The 21,309-nt window shown below is 71.3% G+C and carries 19 protein-coding genes; 4 read left to right on the forward strand and 15 right to left on the reverse strand.

What is annotated here, in order from left to right; translation table 11 throughout:
* Positions 1 to 52: 52 nt before the first annotated feature.
* From EBL84_RS08030 to EBL84_RS08045, 4 genes are read left to right on the forward strand one after another with little or no spacing between them, the layout of a single operon-like run.
* Positions 53 to 1,069 carry a glycosyltransferase family 2 protein gene (locus tag EBL84_RS08030; RefSeq protein WP_223806975.1) on the forward strand — a complete coding sequence of 339 codons (1,017 nt, stop codon included), beginning with the start codon at positions 53 to 55 and terminating at the stop codon, positions 1,067 to 1,069.
* Positions 1,053 to 2,009: a sulfotransferase gene (locus tag EBL84_RS08035; RefSeq protein ID WP_123140344.1), complete on the forward strand. Its 957-nt coding sequence runs from the start codon at positions 1,053 to 1,055 to the stop codon at positions 2,007 to 2,009. Before EBL84_RS08030 ends, EBL84_RS08035 begins: the two co-directional genes overlap by 17 nt.
* Entirely contained in the window at positions 1,993 to 2,898 is a 906-nt protein-coding gene (locus tag EBL84_RS08040; protein WP_123140345.1) for a glycosyltransferase family A protein, read from the forward strand. The genes EBL84_RS08035 and EBL84_RS08040 overlap by 17 nt, the downstream gene beginning before the upstream one ends.
* A complete protein-coding gene (locus tag EBL84_RS08045; RefSeq protein WP_123140346.1) occupies positions 2,895 to 4,967 on the forward strand; it encodes a sulfatase in 2,073 nt (690 codons plus the stop codon). The genes EBL84_RS08040 and EBL84_RS08045 overlap by 4 nt, the downstream gene beginning before the upstream one ends.
* Positions 4,968 to 4,976: 9 nt before the next feature.
* On the opposite strand, the gene EBL84_RS08050 is transcribed toward EBL84_RS08045, so the two are convergent.
* The 15 genes from EBL84_RS08050 to EBL84_RS08120 all read right to left on the reverse strand — a co-directional run bounded on the left by EBL84_RS08050 (position 4,977) and on the right by EBL84_RS08120 (position 21,248).
* Complete coding sequence (locus EBL84_RS08050; protein ID WP_123140347.1) at positions 4,977 to 5,903, reverse strand: glycosyltransferase family 2 protein; 927 nt, start codon at positions 5,901 to 5,903, stop codon at positions 4,977 to 4,979.
* Between the two features lie 2 nt (positions 5,904 to 5,905).
* Positions 5,906 to 6,676, reverse strand: a complete 771-nt coding sequence (locus EBL84_RS08055) for a polysaccharide deacetylase family protein (protein WP_223806089.1) — start codon at positions 6,674 to 6,676, stop codon at positions 5,906 to 5,908.
* On the reverse strand, positions 6,673 to 7,629 hold the full coding sequence (locus EBL84_RS08060) for a glycosyltransferase (RefSeq protein WP_123140349.1): 957 nt from the start codon (positions 7,627 to 7,629) through the stop codon (positions 6,673 to 6,675). The genes EBL84_RS08055 and EBL84_RS08060 overlap by 4 nt, the downstream gene beginning before the upstream one ends.
* Positions 7,630 to 7,653: 24 nt before the next feature.
* Positions 7,654 to 8,748 (reverse strand): glycoside hydrolase family 99-like domain-containing protein, encoded by a 1,095-nt coding sequence (locus EBL84_RS08065; protein WP_223806976.1) that lies wholly within the window; start codon positions 8,746 to 8,748, stop codon positions 7,654 to 7,656.
* Positions 8,749 to 8,847: 99 nt separating this feature from the next.
* Positions 8,848 to 9,906 carry a glycosyltransferase gene (locus EBL84_RS08070; protein WP_123140350.1) on the reverse strand — a complete coding sequence of 353 codons (1,059 nt, stop codon included), beginning with the start codon at positions 9,904 to 9,906 and terminating at the stop codon, positions 8,848 to 8,850.
* A 130-nt stretch (positions 9,907 to 10,036) separates the two neighbouring features.
* On the reverse strand, positions 10,037 to 10,891 hold the full coding sequence (locus tag EBL84_RS08075) for an ABC transporter permease (RefSeq protein WP_062277898.1): 855 nt from the start codon (positions 10,889 to 10,891) through the stop codon (positions 10,037 to 10,039).
* Positions 10,888 to 11,316: a hypothetical protein gene (locus tag EBL84_RS08080; protein ID WP_123140351.1), complete on the reverse strand. Its 429-nt coding sequence runs from the start codon at positions 11,314 to 11,316 to the stop codon at positions 10,888 to 10,890. The genes EBL84_RS08075 and EBL84_RS08080 overlap by 4 nt, the downstream gene beginning before the upstream one ends.
* Before the next feature lie 7 nt (positions 11,317 to 11,323).
* On the reverse strand, positions 11,324 to 12,136 hold the full coding sequence (locus tag EBL84_RS08085; RefSeq protein WP_123140352.1) for a formyl transferase: 813 nt from the start codon (positions 12,134 to 12,136) through the stop codon (positions 11,324 to 11,326).
* Entirely contained in the window at positions 12,133 to 13,353 is a 1,221-nt protein-coding gene (locus tag EBL84_RS08090) for a prenyltransferase/squalene oxidase repeat-containing protein (RefSeq protein WP_123140353.1), read from the reverse strand. The genes EBL84_RS08085 and EBL84_RS08090 overlap by 4 nt, the downstream gene beginning before the upstream one ends.
* The gene (locus EBL84_RS08095; RefSeq protein WP_123140354.1) at positions 13,350 to 14,753 is read right to left on the reverse strand and encodes a phenylacetate--CoA ligase family protein; all 1,404 of its coding nucleotides are present in this window, start codon (positions 14,751 to 14,753) and stop codon (positions 13,350 to 13,352) included. The genes EBL84_RS08090 and EBL84_RS08095 overlap by 4 nt, the downstream gene beginning before the upstream one ends.
* Positions 14,753 to 15,895: a glycosyltransferase family 4 protein gene (locus tag EBL84_RS08100; protein WP_123140355.1), complete on the reverse strand. Its 1,143-nt coding sequence runs from the start codon at positions 15,893 to 15,895 to the stop codon at positions 14,753 to 14,755. The genes EBL84_RS08095 and EBL84_RS08100 overlap by 1 nt, the downstream gene beginning before the upstream one ends.
* Positions 15,892 to 17,115, reverse strand: a complete 1,224-nt coding sequence (locus EBL84_RS08105; RefSeq protein ID WP_123140356.1) for a glycosyl hydrolase — start codon at positions 17,113 to 17,115, stop codon at positions 15,892 to 15,894. The genes EBL84_RS08100 and EBL84_RS08105 overlap by 4 nt, the downstream gene beginning before the upstream one ends.
* Complete coding sequence (locus EBL84_RS08110; RefSeq protein WP_123140357.1) at positions 17,112 to 18,386, reverse strand: putative O-glycosylation ligase, exosortase A system-associated; 1,275 nt, start codon at positions 18,384 to 18,386, stop codon at positions 17,112 to 17,114. The genes EBL84_RS08105 and EBL84_RS08110 overlap by 4 nt, the downstream gene beginning before the upstream one ends.
* Positions 18,383 to 19,498 carry a glycosyltransferase family 4 protein gene (locus EBL84_RS08115; RefSeq protein WP_190287915.1) on the reverse strand — a complete coding sequence of 372 codons (1,116 nt, stop codon included), beginning with the start codon at positions 19,496 to 19,498 and terminating at the stop codon, positions 18,383 to 18,385. The genes EBL84_RS08110 and EBL84_RS08115 overlap by 4 nt, the downstream gene beginning before the upstream one ends.
* A complete protein-coding gene (locus EBL84_RS08120) occupies positions 19,491 to 21,248 on the reverse strand; it encodes an asparagine synthetase B (RefSeq protein ID WP_223806977.1) in 1,758 nt (585 codons plus the stop codon). The genes EBL84_RS08115 and EBL84_RS08120 overlap by 8 nt, the downstream gene beginning before the upstream one ends.
* Between the last annotated feature and the right edge of the window lie 61 nt (positions 21,249 to 21,309).

The following is a 21,309-nucleotide window of genomic DNA, read 5'->3' on the forward strand; positions in this document are numbered from 1 at the left end:
ACCCGGGACGGGCACAATGCCGTCATCGCAACCCCCAGGCGCGACGCTCCAGGTGAACGCCCAGCAGAGCCGACACTACCCGTCACGGCCGGCGCTCGAGGTGCTGATCTGCACCCATCAGCGCGCCCGGCTGCTGGCGCGCGCGCTCGACTCGCTGGAGGCGGCGACGCGCCCGGCGGACTGTCCGCTCGGCGTCTTCGTGGTCGCCAACGCCTGCAGCGACGACACCCCCAGACTGCTCGCCGAGCGCGCCGCCGCAACCGACACCGCGCGGCTGCCGCTGCGCTGGATCGTCGATCCGGTCCCGGGCAAGAGCCACGCGCTCAACCTCGCCCTGCCGCAGGCACGCGCCCCGCTGATCGCCTTCGTCGACGACGATCACCGACTCGACCCCGGCTATCTGCTCGCCCTGGTCGAGGCCGCCCGCACCCAGCCCGAGGCCGAGCTCTTCTGTGGCCGCATCCTCCCCGACTGGGACGGCAGCGAACCGGCCTGGGTCCACGACCAGGGGCCCTACCGCATCTATCCGCTGCCGGTGCCGCGCTTCGACCTCGGCACCGAGCCCCATCCGGTGGTCCCCGGCAGCGCCACCCCGGGCGGCGGCAATCTCGCCATCCGTCAGGGGCTGTTCGCGCGCATCGGTCCCTTCCGCCTCGAACTCGGACCGCACGGTCACAACCTCGGCGGCGCCGAGGACATCGAGTGGGTCAAGCGCGCCGTGGCCAGCGGCGCGCCACTGCACTATGTCCCCGGGATGTGTCAGTACCACTATGTCGAGGCCGACCGCATGACCCTCGGCTATGTGCTGCGCAAGGCCTACGAGCGCTCCGCCTCGACCCTGCGCATCGCGCCGAGCGAGCACCCGCACCGCTGGCCGCCGCGCTACATGCTGCGCAAGGTCGTCGGCTACGGGCTGCGCGCCCTGTTCGCCCTCCGCTGGCCGGCGCGACGCTTCTATCTCACCCGGCTCGCCGCCGCGCTCGGCGAGATCAAGGGGTTCAGCCAGCAGGTGCGTGATCCCCACCCGGAATCACCGTCAGGGAGCGACCCGGATGCGCCCACTCGCTAAGCTCGCCAAGCTGCGCGACCCCGAGATCCGCGCCAAGAACTGGCGCGCACTGCGCCTCGGCGTGCGCGGACGCTGGTGGGACCTGACCCGGCCCCGGGTGCCCGACCCGGTGTTCCTGGTCGGCTGCTCGCGCTCCGGTACCACCGTGACCTACGAGACCCTGGCCGCCGCGCCGCAGCTGCTGAGCCTCGGCTACGAGGTGCCGCGACTGTGGAACGGATGTCATGGGCCGCTCAACAACGGCTGGGCCTCGGAGGCGGCGGGCCGTGCCGACGCCCGCCCCGAACACCGCGACGCCGCGCTGCGCTTCTTCTACCAGCACCTGGGAGGCGGCTGGGTGCTCGACAAGACCTGCATCAACACCCTGCGCCTGCCCTATCTCCACGCACTCTTTCCCGAGGCGCGCTTCGTCTTCATCCATCGCGACGGGCGCGACAACATCAGCTCGATGATCGATGGCTGGCGCCAGGGCCGCACCGATGGGGGCTTCGGGCTCGACCAGTTCTTCGGCCCATCCCCCGAGCCGGTGGCGATCAACGACGGCGAGTTCACCCAGTGGCACTTCTTCCTGCCCCCGGGCTGGCGCGACTACAACCACGCCAGCCTCGAGGAGGTCTGCGCCTACCAGTGGCTCAGCGCCAACCGCAGGGCGCTCGACGCCGCCGCCGAGATCCCCGCCGAGCAATGGATCCAGATCCGTTACGAGGACCTGGTGGCGCGACCGGAAGCGGTCTTCGCCGAGGTCTTCGCGCGACTCGGCATCCCCTTCGACGAACCGCTGCGCGCGCACTGCCGCGCCCTCGACCAGCGTCCCACCAGCATCGTCTCCGGCCCGCCCCAGCGGGCCAAGTGGCGCACCCGCAACCCCGAGGCGATCGCGCGCATCCTGCCGCGCATCCGCCCGCTGATGGAGGAGCTCGGCTATGACTGCGACGCCTGAGACCCCGCGGGTGAGCGCGGTGATCCCGGCCTACGACGCCGCCGCGCACATCGTCGGCGCGGTCGAGAGCGTGCTCGCCCAGACCCTCGCGGGGGTCGAGGTGGTGGTGGTCGACGACGGCAGTCGCGACGCCACCGCCGAGCTGCTCGCCGGATTCTGCGAGCGCATCCGGGTGATCCGCCAGCCCAACGGCGGCCTGTCGAACGCCCGCAACCGCGGCATCGCCGAGGCTCGGGGCACCTTCGTCGCCTTTCTCGATGCCGACGACCGCTGGCACCCCGACAAGCTCGCCCGCCAGCTCGCGCGGCTCGAGTCCGACCCCGCGCTCGGCTTCTGCTCCACCCGCACCCGGGTCGAGGACCCGGCGGGCAGGCTGCTCAATCATTGGGACTGCCCCGACGACGCGGGCACCCTGCTCGAGACCCTGTTCCTGCGCAACGGCGCCGTCCCCGGCAGCGGCTCGGGGGTGATGGTCAGGCGCGACCTGTTCGCCCGGGTCGGCGGCTTCGACGAGAGCCTGCGCAGCCTCGAGGACATCGACATGTGGATGCGCCTGGCCGCGGTCAGCGGCTATGCCTGCATCGACGAGCCCCTCACCCTGGTGGTCAAGCACCCCGGGAGCATGAGCCGCAACCTCGCGGTGATGCGCGCGGCCGCGCTACGGGTGATGCGCAAGAACCGCCACCTGCTCCCGCGAGCGGCGCGCGGTCGGCTGTGGCGCGCGGGCTATGCCAGCGTGCTCGCCGACTTCGCCAAGTGGGAGTACCGCGCAGGCCAACGCGGCCGCGCCATGCTGCACCTCGCCGAGGGGCTGGCGCTGGCGCCGCTGAGCCGGGGCCGGATGCTGCTCGGGCTGCTCGCCGCGATGGGTGCGGGACGGACGCTTTGACCCCGACGCTCGCGCAGCTTGCCGCGACCGTCCACGGCGGCGCCCTGCTCGCGGCGCTGGCCTTCACCCTGGCGCTCACCCTCAAGTCGGTCCGCGACTACACCACCGCCGGTCCCATGCTGCCCGACGAGGTGGTGCGCCGCTTCCGCGGCTACGCCGTCTGGGCACTGGCGCGGCTGGCCGTCTGGGCGCTGCTGGTCGCCGGCTACTGGGCGCTGGCCGGGGCGCTGTGGTGGCAGGGGGTCGCCACCCTGCTCGGTCACCAGACGACCATGGCCGGGGTGGCACTCGCCGCCGCCCTGGCGATCGCCGGCGCCACCCTGTGGCGCTTCGTCCACGCCCTGCTGCACAACCCCGGGCTGATCGTCGCCTCCTCGCACTATCGCATCAGCCGCTTCTATCCGTTGTGGGCGCGGCTCAGCCCGGCGCGACTGCGGCGCATCGAGCAGGGACTGCTCGTCGCCGGGCTGGTGCCGATGCTGCTCGGGGCGCTGGCCCCGGCGCGCACCGGCGACCGGGCCGGGAGCCTGCTGCTGCTCGCCACCCTGGCGCTGCTGCTCGGTCTCGCCGCGCTCGCCAGCCAGCGGCCACGCGCCCCGGCGCGCCAGGGGCGCGCCGGCAGCCGCGAGCGCCCCAACCTGCTGTTGATCGGCTGCGACACCCTGCGCGCCGACTGGCTCGGCTGCGCCGGGCACCCGCGGGGTCTGACCCCCAACATCGACGCGCTCGCCGCCGCCGGCACCCAGTTCGCGCACTGCTACGTGCCCTGCGGACGGACCGCACCGAGCCTGATCTCGCTGCTCACCGGCACCTGGCCGCAGACCCACGGGATCCGCGACAACTTCGTCGCCGACGCCGCCACCCGGCTGCGGGTGCCGAGCCTGCCCCGGCTGCTCGGCGCGGCGGGCTATCGCAGCGAGGCGATCAGCGACTGGTGCGGCGCCGATCTCGGCAAGTTCGACTTCGGCTTCGACCGGCTCGACCTGCCCGACGACTCCTGGAACCTGCGCTATCTGCTGCGCCAGGGCCCCAAGGACCTGCGACTCTTCCTCTCGCTGTTTCTCCACAACCGGCTCGGCAAGCGGCTGTTGCCCGAGGTCTATTATCTCGGCGGGGTACCCTCGACCAGCGCGCTCGGCGCCGAGGTGCGCGCCCGGCTCAGCCGGCTGGCCGATGACGAGCGCCCCTTCCTGCTCAATGCCTTCTTCTCCACCACCCACCCACCCTTCGCCTGCGAGCATCCCTACTACGCCCGCTATGCCGAGCCCGGCTACAGCGGGCCGTCGAAGTTCGCGATGGCGCGCCTCACCGACCCCTTCGAGATCATCCGCCGCCAGGGCGAGCCGAGACGCGAGTTCGACCTCGACCAGATCCTCAGGCTCTACGACGGCTGCGTGAAGCGCTTCGACGACGAGGTCGGCGCCATCCTCGATCATCTCGGGCGCTGCGGACTGGCCGAGCGCACCCTGGTGGTGATCTACAGCGACCACGGCATGGAGTTCTTCGAGCACGACACCTGGGGCCAGGGCAACAGCGTGCTGAGCGATCACAGCGCGCGCATCCCGTTGATCGTACGCGACCCGGTCGAGCGCGGCGGACACCGCATCGAGGGGATCGTGCGCAGCGTCGACCTCGCCCCCACCCTGCTCGAGCGCTGCGGGCTGCGCCCGCCGCCGGCGATGGACGGGGTCTCGCTCGTCGCCTGTCTCGGCGGCGCACCCGCCCCCGCACTCACCGCCTACACCGAGAGCGGGATCTGGCTGACCGACCTGCCGGGGATGCCCGAGGGCCATCTGCGCTACCCCGACCTGCTGGGTCTGCTCGACGTGCCCGATCACCGCAGCGGCACCCTCGCCATCCGCCCCGAGTACGCCGATCTGGTGGTTCGCGCCAAGGACCGGATGGTGCGCGAGGGGCGCTGGAAGCTGACCTATCAGCCACTCGTCGCGGGCGCGATCTGGCAGCTGTTCGACCTCGAGCGCGACCCCGACTGTCGCCACGACCGGGCCGCCGCGCACCCCGAGGTGGTCGCGCGGCTCAGGGCGAGGCTCCAGCCCTGGCTGCACTGAGCGTCGCGCTCACTCGTGGCCGCGCGCGCGGGTGTCGTAGAGCCCGTGGATGGTACCGAGGAAGTGATGGATCAGGATCTCGCGCCTGAAGGTCTCGTCGGCCGGCGCGGTGGCGAGCGCCAACAGCCAGCGACCGACCGCGCGCGCGAGTTGCGGCAGCACATAGAGCGGCACGCCGAGCAGCCGGCGCCCCCCGGGCAGTCCCCGCGCCTGGGCGAGGTTGCGACTGTTCTGGTAGCGCCAGCGGCGGAAATAGCGCCGTTCGAGACGGAAGGCCTCGACCTTGTGATGGACCCGCGCCCGCGGCAGCCACACCACCCGCATCCCGGCGGCCAGCACCCGCTCGAACAGCTCGCCGTCCTCACCGCTGGCGAGCACCGCGCCCTTGCGCCCGCGGTTCACGTCGAACCCGCCGACGCGCTCGAACACCGCGCGGCGGAAGGCCATGTTGGCGCCATAGGGGGGCGAGTCGCCGGGGTTGAAGACGAAGGGGCCTCGCTCGTCCATGCGGACTGCGAGGAAGCCGTGGAAACGCGCGCTCAGCCAGGACGGCGGCGGTCGCTCCCAGATCGGCGCGATATAGCCGCCGCAGGCGTCCGCCCGCTCGCGCTCGAGCCCGTCGAGCACCTGCTCGAGCCAGTCGGGCTCGGGCAGCACATCATCGTCGGTGAACAGCAGCACCTCGCCCCGGGCGCTGGCGATGCCCTGGTTGCGCGCATGGGAGAGCCCCTGACGCGGCTCGCTGACCGCGCGCAGCCGCGACCAGCCCGCCGCGCGCTCGCGCAGCAACGCGGCGGTGTGATCGCTGGAGTTGTTGTCGACCACCACCACCTCCCAGTCGCACCCCGGCGGCGTACGCAGTGCCGCCAGGGCGTCGAGGGTCTCGGCCAGGGAGTCGGCGCGGTTGTAGGTACAGACGATGATCGAGGCGTCCATGATCAGACCTTGCCGAGTAAACGGCGCAGATAGTAGCGAACCAGGGGCATCAGCCCGCCGTCGTTGGTGCCGAGGCGGATCTTGCGCAGCAGCATCCGCGGGCTGTCGTCGCCGTGGACATCGATGCGCCGCAGCCTCCAGCGATCCTCGCCGCGACGGTTGAAGCCGCTGCGGGTGGAGAAGGCGAGACGATAGCCGGCGTCGCGCGCGGCCTCGGCCACCCGCTCGTCGACCGCGCCGAAGGGATAGGCGAGCGCCTCGACCGGCTCGTCGAGCAGGGCCTCGAGCCGCACGCGCGAACCCGCCAACTCATCGGCGAGCGCCGTCGCGTCGAGCGCGGTGAGCCGCGGATGGGTGCGCGAGTGCGACTGGAAGCTCACCCCGTGGGCACGCAGCGTGGCGATCATCGCGGCATCGAGCAGCGGATAGACCGGTCGCGCCTCATCATCCGTCGCCCAGCGGCTCTCGCCGCCGATCCGGTCGCTGACCAGGAACACCACGCCGGGCCAGTCGAGTTCGCGCAACACCGGCAGGACATGGTGATGGAGGTCGCGATAGCCGTCATCGAAGGTCAGCAGGAAGTCCCCCGGCTCGAGCCGCGTCTCACCCGCCAGCCAGGCGGTGAAGTGCTCCAGGGTGACGGCACGGAAACCGGCGCGGGCCAGCGCGCGCAGCTGCGCGGCGAAACGCGCCGGGGGGACGCAGAATCGCGACCCGGGCAGATCGACCCGGTGATACATCAATACCGGACAACGCTCGGCCCCTGCGCTCACGACTCACCCCCGGGCGCCGGCTGCCCCCGGTCACGCGCCCCGATCAGGGCACGATAAAGCGAACCGGGCAGCAGCGCGCCGAGGGCATGGACAATATCGCCGCGCCCCAGCGCACCGACCCGCAAGGCATGGCGGAACAGCCGCTGCGCCGAGACCAGATCGCGCCGCCACAGTGCGCGATAGGCCTGGTCGCGCAACTGATCGTCGATCAGCGCACGCAACCGGCGCGCCGGGATCCAGTCGAGCAGCCCCGGGTGCTCGGCGACGAAGCGTCGCTGCACCTCCCAGGCATCGAGCACCTGACGCCACTTCACCGCGGAGATCTGGCCGCTGTCGTGCCAGCGATAGAAGGCGAGCACCTCGGGTACCCGCACCACCCGGTCGGTGAGCCCCAGCAGGCGCAGCCACAGATCGTAGTCCATCGCGGTACGACGACGCTCGGAGAAACCGCCGACCCCCTGCACCAGTGCGCTCCGCACCAGCACGCCATGGATCGGCCAGGGACAGCTGCGCACCGCGTGCTCGAGCAGCGCGCGGCGATCACGCTCGGGCGGCACGTGGGGCGCGGCGCGTATCCCCTCGCCGACGTTCTGCCAGCCGCAGTAGGCGATATCCGCCTCGGCCTCGCGCAGCGCGCGATGGAGCCGCTCCAGGGTCTCCGGCAGCCACCAGTCATCGGCGTCGAGGAAGGCCAGATAACGCCCCTCGGCATGACGCAGGGCGAGGTTGCGCGCCACATAGGGGCCGCGATTGGGCTGGCGCAACAACCGGATGCGCGCCCCATAGCCCTCGAGGATGCGCAGCGAGTCATCGCTCGAGCCGTCGTCGACCACGATCAGCTCCACCACCGGATGGGTCTGGGCGAGCACGCTGTCGACCGCCTCGGCGACGAAGCGCGCGCAGTTGTAGCAGGGCATGATGACGGAGATGCCGTCAGGCGCGTTCGGCTGCATCGTTCGGGGCTCCAGGGTCGGGGTTCAGGTCGCGGACGGCGCCGCGAGCTCCTCGCGGATCACCTCCAGCCAGCCGGTACCGAAGCGCTGGTCGGGTTCCACATGGTTGCCCTCGGCCCATTCGTTCCAGGCCTTGAGGAAGACGATGCGCTCCTCTGGCGGATGCTCGGCGACCCGCGCGATGGCCTCGCGCAGGTGCGGGCGGAAGCGCTCCGGGGTCGCCCCGTGGAGCACCAGACCGCGCATCCCGGAGCGCGGCGTGTTGTCCCAGTTGGGCAACACCAGCGGATAGTCGCGCCAGGGCGCGGGACGGCTGCGCAGCAGGCTCGGGCGCATCTCCTCGTAGTCCCAGATGGTCAGCTGGTGACGGTTGCCGCGCAGCGCCAAGCGCAGCTTGAGCCCGAGATAGCGCCGCGGGATGCGCCCGTCGCGCTGCGGCAGCACCTGCATGGTCGAGGCGTCGAGCCCGCGCTCGCGCGGGTCCCAGCGCTCGCTGCGGTGCGACACCCCGATCAGATGCAGCCCGGGCAGCCCGGCGCGCTCGGCGCGCTGGCGCCAGAAGGCGATCACCGCGGCGACGTCGGGGATCAGATCGGGCTTGTAGATGACGAAGATCGGCTTGCCGTCGACCTTGAGATAGCGCGGATCGGTGAAGGCGCGCAACAGCCAGTCGAAGTGCGCGGCATGGTCGTCCCAGCCGGGATAGACCTGCTCGATCAGGGTCGAGTCGGTGCCCTGCCAGGCGGTGTTCCAGCTGTGGTTCGCCCAGCACAGACAGAAGGGGAAGTCGGGCTCGCCGGAGGCAAGGATGGCCTCGACCGGGCGCTCGAGGATACGCCGTCCGCCGAACCAGTAGTGGTAGTAGCAAAAGCCCTCGATACCGTGGGCACGGGCGAGATCGGCCTGGGCCTGGCGCGCCTCGGGCAGGCGCAGGTCGTAGAAGCCGAGGTCGGCGGGTACGTGCGGCTGGTAGTGGCCGGGGTAGAGCCGCTCGGCGCGGGCGACATTGGTCCACTCGGTGAACCCCTTGCCCCACCAGGCGTCGTTCTCCGGGGTCGGGTGGAACTGCGGCAGGTGGAAGGCGATCATCCGCGCCTTCATCGCGCCCGCCCCCGGCATCGCTCGGTGCTGCTTGCTGGCCTCATCGTCATCGACTCCTTGGCGCCCGTCACCACGGACGCGGATTGCGGGTCGCGCGGCGCACGCCGACGCGACGACTCATGCCCCGCCCACCTGTCCGGCGCGCTCGAGGATCGCGCGCCAGGCGCCGAGCACCTCGGCGCCCTCACGCTCCGGGGCATAGTGCGCATGGATGAACTCGGAGGCCGCGCGCCCCTTGGCGGCGAAGGTCTCGGGGTCGCGGTCGAGCCCCTCGATCACCCGCTCGACGGTGCGGGCGAAGCCGAGGACGTCGCCCTGCTCGATCGGATAGGAGAACTCGGGGCGGAAGAACTCGCGCCCGCCGCCGCCGTGGAACCCGACCACCACGCAGCCGCAGGCCATCGCCTCGGCCGCCGGCAGGCCGAAGCCCTCGGGATAGCCGAAGCTCAGGAACAGCGCCGAGTCCTGGTAGATCCGCGCCACCTCGTGCTGCGGCCGGTTGATGAAGGGCACCACCTCGAAACCGCGCAGCGCGTCGCGGAACTTGAGGATGTTGATCACCTGCATCGCGTCGGCGCGGTTCTTGATGCAGGAGAAGCAGAGCTGGCGTCGCTTCTCGCCGCGATAGGCGAAGCGCTCGGGGTCGATCGAGAGGCGGAAGCGGTGCAGCGCGAGCGCGGGGAAGGCATGGCGGAGATAGTCCTCACCGTCCTCCGAGTTGACCAGGGTCGCCAGCACGTCGGGGTGCTGGTAGGGGGTGATGCGCCGCTCCGGATCGAGCGAATAACCGTTGAAGGTGAGATAGCAGTTCTGGTTGAGCACCACCTTGGGGATACCGCGCCCCTGGGCGGCGGCCAGGTCCGGGCCGTAGATCTCCGGCACCACCAGGATGTCCCCGGCGCCGATCCTCGCGGCGCGCCCGCCACGGATCGGCAGCTCGATCACCGCCTCCGGGAGCAACCGACGGCGCAGCCGCGCCAGCAGGCGCTCGACGCGGGTCTCGCGCCAGTAGACGATGGCGGTGTCGTTGTCGAACCAGTCGGTGCGGAAACCCGGGGTGCGATGCACCACGTAGGCCGGGATGCCGTGGGCGTTGAGGATGTCGACATGGCGATAGATCACCCGCACGCCACCGACCGGGTGGCGGTGCTCAGGACAGAGATAGTAGATGGCCATGTGGGTCCACGGGGTCGTCCGCGCCGCGGCCGTGCCGCGGCGCCTGGGTGGCAAGGGAGTGCCCCGCGCCGCGCCGCTCGGGGCGCGCGCGGGATGGGTGCCGGGTGATGACCTGAGGGGCCTGCATGGCTCAGATCACGTCGGCGAAACGCGACTCGGCGCGCTTGAACAGCCGGTAGGAGAGCGGCAGCAGCAGCGCCGTCAGCAGCATGCCCGGCCACAGGCTGGCGAGGTCGGGGGCCTGGCCGTGGAGCATGGTGCGCTGGAAGGCGTCGATGATCCCGGCCAGCGGATTGAGGGTATAGATCAGGTAGAGCCAGTCCGACCAGGCGCCGGCGGCCTGGTCCTCGAGCAGACGCTGCTTGACCAGCGACAGCGGATAGATCACCGGCGAGAGATACATCGCGATCTGCAGCAACACCGGCAGCGCCACCCCGATGTCACGGTAGTAGACGTTGATCGCCGAGCCGACCAGGCTGATGATCAGTGCCGCGAGCAGGGTATAGGCGATGATCAGCGGCACCCACAGCACCTGCCAGGTCGGGGCCATCTGGTAGTAGGCCATCAGCGCGGCGAGGATGGCGAAGCTGATCAACAGCTCGATGAGCTTGGTCAGGGTCGCGGTGATCGGGAAGATCTCGCGCGGGAAGTAGATCTTGCGGATCAGCGCGGCGTTGCCGACCACGCTGTTGACCCCCTCGGAGGCCGACTCCTGGAACAGGATCCAGGGCATCAGTGCGGCGAAGGCGAGCACCGGATAGGGGATGCCGCCGGTCTCGATGCCGACGAACCCCTTGACCACGCTGAAGATCAGCATCAGCAGCAACGGCTTGAGCACCGCCCACACCAGACCGAGATAGGCCTGCTTGTAGCGCACGATGACGTTCTTCCAGGCGAGGGTCAGCATCAGCTCGCGATAGGCGTAGAGCTCGCGCCATACCGACACCCGTGCCTGCGCTCCAGGCTGCCCCGCCGTTTCGCTCATGGCTGCTCCAGCATCTGCGCCAGCGCCTTCTGCCCCTGGGCCTCGGCATAGAGCGTCGAGGTCGGCGGCCAGCGCTTGAGCACATAGTCGAACTCACTGATCGCCTGATTGAGCAGATAGCGCCGCTTGCGCTGCTCAAAGGTCTGGTTGGCGCGATTGACGTAGACCAAGCCGTAACAATAGTGGTGGATGTGCAGATGGACCTCCTTGCCGAGCGCCGCACTCCACTGCTCCATCGCCGCCCGATCACCGCTCAGTCGCGCCTGGCAATAGGGCGGCAACATCACGATCTCCAGCGCCGTCGGCTCGGCAGCGCGCACCGGGGACGGCGCCAGCAGCACGGCGCCGAGCAACAGCAGCCCCGCGCCGAGCAGCGCCGCGGCCCGATCCCGACTCGTCTCGCTCACCTGATCGATCCTCTTCATGACATCCTCATTGTTCACTGGGCGCGGCGGCCTCGAACCAGCGCACCCGCGCCGGCAACGCCGGCAGCGGCGCGCGCGCCAGGCGTCGCGCCAGCGCGCGCTCGGCCCTCCAGCTGCGATCGCGCACCTGATAGAGCCGCCCCCGCCCCGGCTGCACCGCCCCCGGCAGGGTACCGGCGCGCCAGCGCGAGAGCGCCTCGCAATAGACCTCGGCGCTGTCGCGCACCCCGCGCCAGAACAGCGTCAGCTCGTCGTCGTCGGGACGGACCTCGGGGCTGACATGGGCGATCAACCGTCCGGTGTCGATCCCCTGGTCGATGAAGTGCAGGGTGCAGCCGACCTGCTCGGGCTCGCCGTTGTGCAGCGCCCAGAAGGTACAGTCGGCGCCGCGATACTCGGGCGAGAGCCCGCCGTGGAGATTGATCAGCGGGTAGCGTTCGAGCAGCGGACCACGGATCAGGCTGGTGCCGAAGACACAGATCAGCTCGGGTGACAGCCGCTCGGCGAGCGCGAGCAGCGCCGGGTCGCTGACGCTCGGCACCTCGTGCGCCAGCTCGGGCCGCGCGAGCGCCGGGGTGGCCGCGCCGAAGAAGAAACGCGCCTCGGGGTTGCCGCTGTAACGACGACGATCGCGCAGCCAGCGCCACGCCTTGCGCCCAGCCACCGCCGGGCGCAGGTTGCGCAGCAGCTTCTCGCGCGTCCACTGGGTCGGCGCCTCGTGGACCACGGCGCAGACCTCGGCGCAGGCGCACAGCCGGTTGGCCAGATAGAGATGGCGCGGCGAGCGCCCGCAGAGCACCATGACGCGCGGCCCGCTCATGCCCCGGCCTCCACCGACGCGCGCTCGGGCAGCGGCGGCACGACCTCGTCGGAGCAGGCCATGATCAGCGCATCGGCGAGGAACTTGGTCGCCCAGTTGGGGTACTCGAAGCGCGAATAGCGACCCCAGATCGGCAGCGAGCCGGCCAGCGCGCCGTCATCCGGTGCGCCGTCGCCGCGCAGACGCTGGTTGCGCGCGAGGAACCCCAGCGAGCGCTCGATCGGTTCGCGCCACGCGCCGACGACCCCGAGCTGCTCGAGCCGCTGCCAGTTGAGCACGATCTGCGCGACCCCGGTCAGACAGCTGTAGCGCGCCGCCGGTCGCCAGTCCTCGGCGAAGGCGCCGGCGATCCAGCCGTCGGCACGCTGCGCGCGCACCAGCGCCCGTGCCGCGCAGGCCGCCGACTCGACCAGCTCGGGGTCGCCCGCGAGCACCCCGCCCTCGAGCAGGCCGCGCATGGCATAGGCGATGTTGTGGGTGAAGGGCGCCTCGCCGCGACGGAAGGCGTTCTCGCGCCACCAGCCGCTGGGGCTCGCCTGCGAGCGCGCCCAGCGCAGGTTGGCCAGCGCCGCCTCGACCAGCCCCGGCTCGCCGCTGGCCAGCCCGGTGCGCAGCAACGCCCAGGCGGCGCGGGTGTTGTAGACGTGGGGGATGGCGTTGTGCACGCTGCGCCGCCAGCAGCCATCGGGGTCCTGACGCGCGACCATCCAGTGCGCCGCGCGCACCGCCGCGGCGAGACAGTCGTCGCGACCGAGCTGCTGATGACCGGCGAGCAGGCCGTGCATGATCTGGCCGGTGTTGAAGATCACCGGGGTGCTGCCGGGCTCGCCGAAGTGTCCGGGGAAGGCGCCGTCGGGCAACTGCAGCCCCAGCTCCCAGTCGAGGATGCGCCCGGCGCGCGCGGTCAGCTCGGGGCGATCGAGCACCCGCGCGGCGGCGAGCAGGGTCTCGACGATATAGCCGCTGGTCTCGGGATAGCTCGGCAGCCAGCCGTCCTCGAAGCTCCACCCGGCCGAGACCCCGCCGGCGTCGGCGCACCCGTCGCGTCGGTCCTGGGCGCGGCACAGCCAGTCGATCGCCGCGCTCAGGTGCGCGCGCCGGTCGCGCGGGGACTGGGCGGCGGGGCGCAGCAGATCGGCGGCGATCAGGCGCAGATGGGTCGGACGCCACAACCGGTAACGCCTGGGCAGCCCCAGCAGGGTGAGCGGGGATGTCATCGACTGGACTCCTCATTCTCCACGGCCCCACCGAACGGCGGCGAGACCCGACTGACGACATAGCGATGCTTGCCCGAGGCCTCCGGGGCGATCGCTGCGACCTGCTCGATATCGACCCGCACCGTCGCACCGAGCCGCTCGGCGAAGGCGGCGAGGATGGTCTGGCGCGAGGCCTCGCGCCAGCGCGCGTTGGTCACCAGCTGGACCTCGATGACATCGAGCGCGTGCTGGATGACCTTGAACTCGGCCACCCCCTCGACCGCGCGCAGGATGTAGATCACCGCCAGGGCGTGCATCACCGTGCCGTCGGGCTTGACCACGAAGTCGGTCGAGCGCCCCAGCACCGCGTCGATCACGTGCAGTCCGCGCCCGGCGCGACAGGGTTCGGCGCTCAACCGCACCCGATCGCCGGTGCGGTAGCGGATGAAGGGCTGGGCCTCGGAGCAGAGCCCGGTGATCACCGCCTCGCCCGCCTCGCCCGGGGCCACCGCGCGCCCGGCATCGTCGAGCACCTCGAGGATCAGCCCCTCGCTCAGCAGCAACAGCTGACCGGCGGGCGTCTGGTGCGCGGTGAAGCCGATATCGCGACTGCCGAACTCGTTGGCCATGGGCACGCCGAACACGTCGCGTATGATATCACGCTGATGCGGATAGAGCGGCTCACCGGTGGCGCAGACCACCCGCAGGGCGCGCAACCGGGGGATGCGACGCCGCGCCCGTGCATGCTCGGCGAGCAGCTCCAGGCTGCTGGCATAGCCGTAGATACAGGCCGGGTCGAAACGCTCGAGCGCGACGAGATAACGGTCCATGTTGGCCGTCGACATGGCGAAGGCGTCGAGCACCAGCTGGTTGAGCAGACGATCGCGCAGCTGCTTGACGTGATCGGTCCGCGAGAGTTCGACCGGCGCGCCCCAGAGATAGACCTCGGGGTCGCCGACCTCCACCCCCCACCAGCGTCGCGCCCGCATCCGCCCCGCCGCGTCGGCGGCCTGACGCGCACGACCGAACACGAAACGCAGCGGCGTACCGCTCGACCCGCCGGTGTTGTAGGGCTGCGCCCCGCCCGGCACCCCGCTCCAGCGCATCCGCTCGCCGGCGAGCTGGGCGTCACGCTTGTCCATCGTCGGGATGCGCGCGAGGTCCTCGGGGGTGAGCTCGGTGGCGGCATCGACCGCGCCGAGACCGACCGCCGCCAGCCGCTCGGCATGCCACGGACAGTGGCCATTGGCGATGCCGAGCAGCCGCGCGAGCCGGCGCCGCTGCAAGGTCTCGATGGCCTCGCGCGACAACCACTGGCTCTGCTCCAGCTCGTCGAGCATGGCGAAGGTCGGGCGTCCCAGCAGCCGTTCCTGGAGCGGATAGACCAGTCGGCGCGAGAGTGCTGCGGGTGTCTTGATCATCACAGTGTCCGGGTCAGCTCGGCGACCCGCTCCCAGGAGAACGCGGCATGGGCGCGGGCGGCGGCCGCCTCGCCCATGCGCGCGAGCAACAGCGGATCGCCGAGCAACCGCGCCAACGCGGCGCTCACCGCCTCGGCGTCGGCGCCCTCGACCCTGAGGCCGGTCTCGCCGTCGAGCACCGCCGCACCGGTGCCACCGGCGCGCCCGGCAAGCGCTGGCGTACCGCAGGCGGCGGCCTCGAGAAAGACCATGCCGAAGCCCTCGGTGTCGCCGTCGATCTCGCGGTTGGGCATGGCGAACAGATCGGCCGCGGCGTACCAGCACGGCAGCGCCTCGGGGGCGACGTGACCGAGCAGATGGACGCGCTCGGCGCAGCCGTGACGCGCGGCGAGCGTCTCCAGATAGTGCTGGTCCTCGCCGATGCCGATCACCGCGTAATGGACGTCGAGCCCCTGCGCGCGCAGCGCGGGCAGCGCCTCGATCACCCGATCGAAGCCCTTGCGCCGACTCAGCCGCCCGACCGAGAGGATCAGCCGCGCGCCCTCGCCGAGCCCCAGCTCGGCGCGCTCCGGGCTGGCGTCGATCGCGGTGTGGAAGCGCGCCAGGTCGACACCGGGGTGGATCAGCCGGATGCGCGCCGGGCGCACCCCCAGCTCGAGCAGGCGCTCGCGGGTGAAGTCGCTGTTGGCCACCACCCGCTCGGCGCGACGATAGACCCAGCGCATCGCCCACAGCCGACGCGGATAGCGCGACCAGGTGGTGATCTCCTCGCCGTGGGCGTAGACCACCAGCGGGCGGCGGATCAGTCGCGCCAGCAGCCAGGCGACCAGCCCCTCGGGCAGCACCCGACCGGCGTGCACGGCGCTGAAACGCGCGCGCGCGATCGCCGCCAGACCGCCGCGCAACAGCCCCAGATAGCGCGGCAGCGAGGCCGGGCGCAGCCAGCGCGACTCGCGCATCGTCACCCGATGGACGCTGTTGGGCTGGGTGCGGTCGTAGTCCGCGTCGCCCGGCACCCGCGCGGTGACGATATGGGTCCCGGCGCCACCGAGTCGGCGATAGACCTCGGCGAACCACACCGCCGTGCCCCCCTTGGTGGGCATGAACAGCTCGCTCAGTACCAGATAGCGTGCATCCGTCATCCGTGTTCCTCTCCTCGGCGCCACGCGCCCAAGACCGCCAGTAGCGCCCAGGCCGGCAGCGCCAGTCCGCTCGACCAGGCGAGCTTGCGCAGCCGGTCGACGCGCGCGGCGCGACGCAGCCAGACCTCGAGCCGGCGCGCGCGATCGCGCACCAGCCACTCCGCGCCCCTCACCTGGCCCGTGGCGAGCGCCTCGGCGGACATGAAGCGCAGTCCCGGCCAGCGCGCGCGCGCCTGTTCGAGCAGCGTCTCGAGCGCGGCATAGGCGCTCTCGGCGTGCTCGCCGGTGAAGTTGAACCTGTGGGTCTCGATCAGCGCCGGGCGCCCCAGCGCGAAGTGGCGCGCGAGTTCGTCGCACAGCCGCTCGGGGCGGTGACCGAGAGCGGGCTCGAAATAGAGATCGCGCACCAGATAGCGCACCCCGCCGGCGCCGCGCTCACCATTGAGGATGTCGCGATCGCAGCCGCCCGGACGCCCGGCGCGGTCGCGCCCGGTGAGACGCCGCCCCGGGGTGATGATCACCCGCACCCCGGCCTCGGCCCAGGCGCGCTCGACCTGCTCGGTCCAGACGAAGGTCGGCGGCACCGCGACCAACGGACGCGCGCCGAAGCTGGTCTCGAAACAGGCGACCTCCTCGGCCACCGCCGCGCGGATCTCGGACTCGGGCAGCGGGCGTGAGGGCAGCGTGGTGACATCCGTCCAGCGACTCTGCAGCGCCGAGGGCAGACGCTCGGTATCGCTGCCGGCGGCAGTCTCCAGCCAGTCGCGGACCTCGGCATCGCGGCGCGCGACCGTCAGCAGGCTCGGCGGCCAGTAGTGCTCCATGCCATGGAGCTGGAGCGCGAGCACCCCGCGCGCGCGCCCGGCGAGCAGCGCTTCGCGCATCGCCGCGCCGTCGCTGTCGCACAGCCGCTGACGTCGGTAGCAGCTGATCTCGCCGGCGCGGATCGCGGCGGTGTCGGCGATCGCGAGCACTGCGCCGATGGTCATCACCGCCGCCTGCCCGCTGGCGTCGCGATGACGCGCGAGCAGCGCGATCAGGCGCTCGAGCGCGGCGACATGGGACGCCGGCCCCGGCCCCCAGTCGTCGCTCTCGATGATCAGCACCGGGGCGGCGAGCACCGGCTCGCGCCACAGCCGCAGCAGACGCCGACGATAGACGAGGAGGATGGCGCACCAGGCGCAGAGCAGCAGCACGACCAGCGTCGACACCAGGCTCATCGGTCCAGCCCCCGTGCCGGTGCCGGCGCGCGCCGGACGTGCGGTGGCGCGCGCGCCGGCCCATCGGGCTCGAGCGCACGGCGCACCAGGATCTTGGTCATCACCACGATCACCACCAGGTGGTAGTACATGTCGAAGTACTGCAGCCCGAGGAAGGCGCCGGCGACCATGTAGCCGACCAGGCTGACCTGGATCATCGCCGCGAGATCACGCGCCCACCGGAGTTCGGGCTGGCGCTTGGCGTTGCGGATGATCCAGCTCGCCGAGCGCCAGGTGAGCAACAGCAGCAGCAGGAACAGCCCGAGCCCCACCCAGCCGTGCTCGCCGAGCATGCCGAAATAGATGCTGTGCGAGTCGCGCCCGCCCCAGACCACCAGCGCGCGCATGCCGCCACCGATGAAGCGGTGCTGGGCGAGATCGATGGCGTTGTGCCAGGCGCGCACCCGCTCCGAGGCCGACTCGTCCTCCTCCCAGTGCTCGATGGTCTCCATGCGCTGGAACCACTCCTCGGGCATCACGTAGAGCAGCACCAGCGCCAGCGGGATCATCGCCAGGATGGCGGCGAACTTCTGTCGCGACTTGAGCAGGAAGAACAGCATCATCGCCGCCAACCCGAGCAGCGCGCCGCGCGAATGGGTGCCGACGATGGCGATCAGGGTGAGCACGATACCGACCAGCAGCCCGATCCGCGCCCACACATGCGTCATCTGCGCACGCATGTAGTAGAGCAGCGGCACCGTCATGATCATCGCCAGACCGAGCGAGTTGCGATCCTCGATGAAGCTGCCCTGGGGACCGAGCACCGAGTTGGCGCTACCGCCGGTGAGCACGAAGACCCCGCCCTTGAAGCCGTAGAAACCGATCGAGAGTGCGATCACGTAGATCAGCAACCGCACCCGCTGCGGATCGTTGATCAACATCAGGGTGACATAGGTCATCAGCATGATCCGCCAGACCTTGTCCCACTGCGGCCAGGCCAGCCAGGGATAGAGCGAGAGCGCCGTGGTCATGAACATCCACAGCACCAGGATCAGCAGCACCACGGTCTCGCGCGACCAGGGCAGCGGGTGGCGCTCCTTGGAGGCGATCATCGCGGCGAAGGTCGCCAGCGCCACCATCATCGCGAAGGGCATGGTGGTCGAGAACCCCCAGGCGAGCCGGTGCGGGTTCATGTAGCCGAGCCAGGACCACACCAGGATGCCGACATAGGGGCGCGAGAGGATCACCGGCAACAGGCCGAAGATGATCAGGGTGATGGCGATGTCTCTCACTCGCCGCACCCCTCCCCGCCGGCGATCCGCCGATAGAGCGCGAGCCACAGCGGTCGCACCGCCGGCCAGGAGAAGCGCTCGGCCGCGCGCCGCCCGGCGGCGACCAGCGCGGCGCGGCGCGGCGGATCGTCGAGCAGGGCGCAGGCCGCCTCGGCCAGCGCCTCGGGATCACCCGGGGCGACCAGCACGGCATCGACCCCGTCCTCGACCAGATAGGGCAGCCCGCCGACGCGGGTGCTGACCACCGCCACCCCGCTCGCCCAGGCCTCGAGCACCGAGTTGGGGGTGTTGTCGACCCGGCTGGGGTTGAGCATCAGGTCGGCCTCGGCATAGAGCGCGGCCATCGCCGCGCGCTCGAGCCGACCGCTGAAGGTCACCGACTCGGCGATCCCCAGCGCGCGCGCCTCGGCGGCCAGCGCCGCGGCCTCGGGCCCGGTCCCGGCGATGGTCAGACGTGCCGCCGGCCAGCGCGCGCGGATGCGCGCGAAGGCGCGCAGCGCGGTGGTGTTGTCGTAGATCGCCTCGAGGTTGCGGGTGACAACCAGGTGTGGGACCTCGGGGTGGCGCGCGGCGGCGGCGCGCGCGGCGAAGCGTTCGAGATCGACGATGTTGGGCACCACCTCGGCCTCCAGGCCGTAGGGCGCGAACACCGCGCGCAGATAGCCCGAGGGCACGGCGATGGCCGCGGCGCGACGCATCAGCGGCACCACCCAGCGCGCCTGGGCGCGCAGGAAGATCTGTGCCTCGCCGCCGCGATAGTTGATCACCGCCGGTAGCCCGCGGACACGGGCGATCAGCAGCGCCGGGGCGGCGAAGAGGTGCCAGGACCAGCCGGAGTTGGCCATCAGGTGCACCACCCCGCCACCGCCCATGGCGCGCCACAGTCGCCACAGATAGGGCAACAGGCGGAACAGTGCGCGCACCACCGGCAACCGTCCGGCCCAGGCCGGGCGGTAGGGGGCGTTGACCTGCACCAGCTCGACCGCCAGCCCCTCGGCGCGCAGCAGCTCGGCGAGCTGGCGGGTCTGGTTGGCCATGCCGCCGGCCGGCGGCGGCAGCGGCCCGATCAGGACGATGCGCGCGGGACAGTCGGCCCCGGACGGCTCAGTCATGGAGCCGCACGACCCGGTCGGGCTGGGCATCGAGCCACTCCTCGAGCGTCACCAGCACCCACAGCATCTTGCCGAAATAGGTCGCGTGCTCGGCCTCGTGGGCGCGGCGCAGCCGCTCGACATAGCCCGGCTGCAGCCAGCCGCGACGCTGGCTGTCGGCGAGACGATCGGAGACGCGCTCGCGCAGCGGTCCGTGCTCGCGCACCCAGACCCCGAACGGCAGGCCGAAGCCGTGCTTGCTCTTGTCGATGATGGCATCGGGCAGATAGCCCTTGAGCGCGCGCTTGAAGAACCAGCGCAGATAACCCCGGCGCACCTTCCAGTCCGGCGGCACCTCGCCGGAGAACTCGACCATGGCGTCGTCGATCAGCGGATAGCGCACCTCGACCCCGGCGGCGGCGGCCATCGCCGAGACCTTGCGCAGATCGTTGTCGGCGAGGGTGAACTTGAGGTCGAGATGGAGCATGCGATTGATGTAGCTGTCACTGGCCGCGCGATTGTAGGGATCGCGCAGCAGCGCAGCCGGCGCCTCGGGGTCGATCGCGGCGAGGAAATCGGCGGTGAACATCTCGGCGAGCGGCTGGCGGTGGACGAAGTTGTAGGACTCCATGCGCTCGGGCAGCGGGATGCGCGCCTGGCGCACATAGCTCTGCAGCTTGCGCCCGCCCCACCAGGCTCCCATCCCCGGCAGCGCGGCGAGCGGGTCTACCAACCCGCGGCGCAGCGGCGCCGGCAGCGCGGCGTAGAGCTCGAAGACGCCCTGCTTGGCGTAGCGCTCGTTGCCGCCGAAGATCTCGTCGCCGCCATCGCCGCCGAGCATCACCCGGTAGCCGTCCGCCGCGGCCAGGCGCGCGCAGTGATAGGCCGAGACCGCCGACTCGTTGGCGAAGGGTTCGTCGTAGGTGGTGGCGATCAGCGGGATGGTGGCGAGGACGTCGTCCGGGGTCAGGTAGTACTCGCGCGCGTCGAGCCCGAAGTGGCGGGCGGCGAGCCGCGCGTACTCCATCTCGTCGAAACCCTCGGCGGCGAAACCGATCGAATAGGTGCGCGCCGGCGTGCCCTGCAGCTCGGTGAGCACCCCGGCGACGGTGGAGCTGTCGGTGCCGCCGGAGAGGAAGGCGGCGACCGCGTCCTCGCCCCGGGCGCGCGTCATCGACTCGCGCAGCAGCCCGTGGAAACGCGCGCGCTGCGCGGCGAAGTCGTGGCGGGGCGCGTCGCGATAGGCCAGACGCCAGTAGAAACCGCGCGCCACCCCGCCGCAGGCGTCGATCTCGACCCACTCGGCCGGCAGCAGCTTCTCGACGCCGTGGAACACCGTCCCCGGCGCCGGCACCTGGTAGAAGTAGAGATAGTGAAACAGCCCCTGGGGCGAGAGCGCGGCGGCCACCTCGGGGTGGGCGGCGACCCGGTCGGCGCGGGTGGCGAAGACGGCGCCCTGAGGCCCGACGGCGAAGGCCAGGGAATGGATACCGAGCCGATCGATCGCCAGGGTCAGGGTGCGGCGGCGGCGATCGAGCACGGCCAGCGCGAAGGGTCCGTGCAGCTCACCGAGCAGCGCCCTGCCCCGCTCCTGCCAGCGCGCGAGCAGCGCGCGCGCGGTGACCGGAGCGGAATCATGCGCACTGCGTGGACGACCGACGATCAGCACAAGCAGGCCGTCCGACTCGGCCAGATCGGCCCCGGAGCGACCCGCAAACCCACCCTCGGCAACACAGCGCTGCGCCACCTCGGCGGCACTGCCCTCGAGCATGGTCGCAAGACTTCCCTGAATCTCCGCCACCGGCCGTTGCTCGGCCGGCATCCAACCGCAA

The organism is Marichromatium sp. AB31 (assembly GCF_003718685.1).
GTDB lineage: Bacteria > Pseudomonadota > Gammaproteobacteria > Chromatiales > Chromatiaceae > Marichromatium > Marichromatium gracile.

Bases quoted from the DNA above. Each gene is read 5' to 3' on its own strand.
- EBL84_RS08035 (WP_123140344.1), top strand. From the start codon at position 1,053: ATGCGCCCACTCGCTAAGCTCGCCAAGCTGCGCGACCCCGAGATCCGC.
- EBL84_RS08040 (WP_123140345.1), top strand. From the start codon at position 1,993: ATGACTGCGACGCCTGAGACCCCGCGGGTGAGCGCGGTGATCCCGGCC.
- EBL84_RS08050 (WP_123140347.1), bottom strand. From the start codon at position 5,903: ATGGACGCCTCGATCATCGTCTGTACCTACAACCGCGCCGACTCCCTG.
- EBL84_RS08060 (WP_123140349.1), bottom strand. From the start codon at position 7,629: ATGCAGCCGAACGCGCCTGACGGCATCTCCGTCATCATGCCCTGCTAC.
- EBL84_RS08065 (WP_223806976.1), bottom strand. From the start codon at position 8,748: ATGCCGGGGGCGGGCGCGATGAAGGCGCGGATGATCGCCTTCCACCTG.
- EBL84_RS08070 (WP_123140350.1), bottom strand. From the start codon at position 9,906: ATGGCCATCTACTATCTCTGTCCTGAGCACCGCCACCCGGTCGGTGGC.
- EBL84_RS08075 (WP_062277898.1), bottom strand. From the start codon at position 10,891: ATGAGCGAAACGGCGGGGCAGCCTGGAGCGCAGGCACGGGTGTCGGTA.
- EBL84_RS08080 (WP_123140351.1), bottom strand. From the start codon at position 11,316: ATGAAGAGGATCGATCAGGTGAGCGAGACGAGTCGGGATCGGGCCGCG.
- EBL84_RS08085 (WP_123140352.1), bottom strand. From the start codon at position 12,136: ATGAGCGGGCCGCGCGTCATGGTGCTCTGCGGGCGCTCGCCGCGCCAT.
- EBL84_RS08090 (WP_123140353.1), bottom strand. From the start codon at position 13,353: ATGACATCCCCGCTCACCCTGCTGGGGCTGCCCAGGCGTTACCGGTTG.
- EBL84_RS08095 (WP_123140354.1), bottom strand. From the start codon at position 14,753: ATGATCAAGACACCCGCAGCACTCTCGCGCCGACTGGTCTATCCGCTC.
- EBL84_RS08100 (WP_123140355.1), bottom strand. From the start codon at position 15,895: ATGACGGATGCACGCTATCTGGTACTGAGCGAGCTGTTCATGCCCACC.
- EBL84_RS08105 (WP_123140356.1), bottom strand. From the start codon at position 17,115: ATGAGCCTGGTGTCGACGCTGGTCGTGCTGCTGCTCTGCGCCTGGTGC.
- EBL84_RS08115 (WP_190287915.1), bottom strand. From the start codon at position 19,498: ATGACTGAGCCGTCCGGGGCCGACTGTCCCGCGCGCATCGTCCTGATC.
- EBL84_RS08120 (WP_223806977.1), bottom strand. From the start codon at position 21,248: ATGCTCGAGGGCAGTGCCGCCGAGGTGGCGCAGCGCTGTGTTGCCGAG.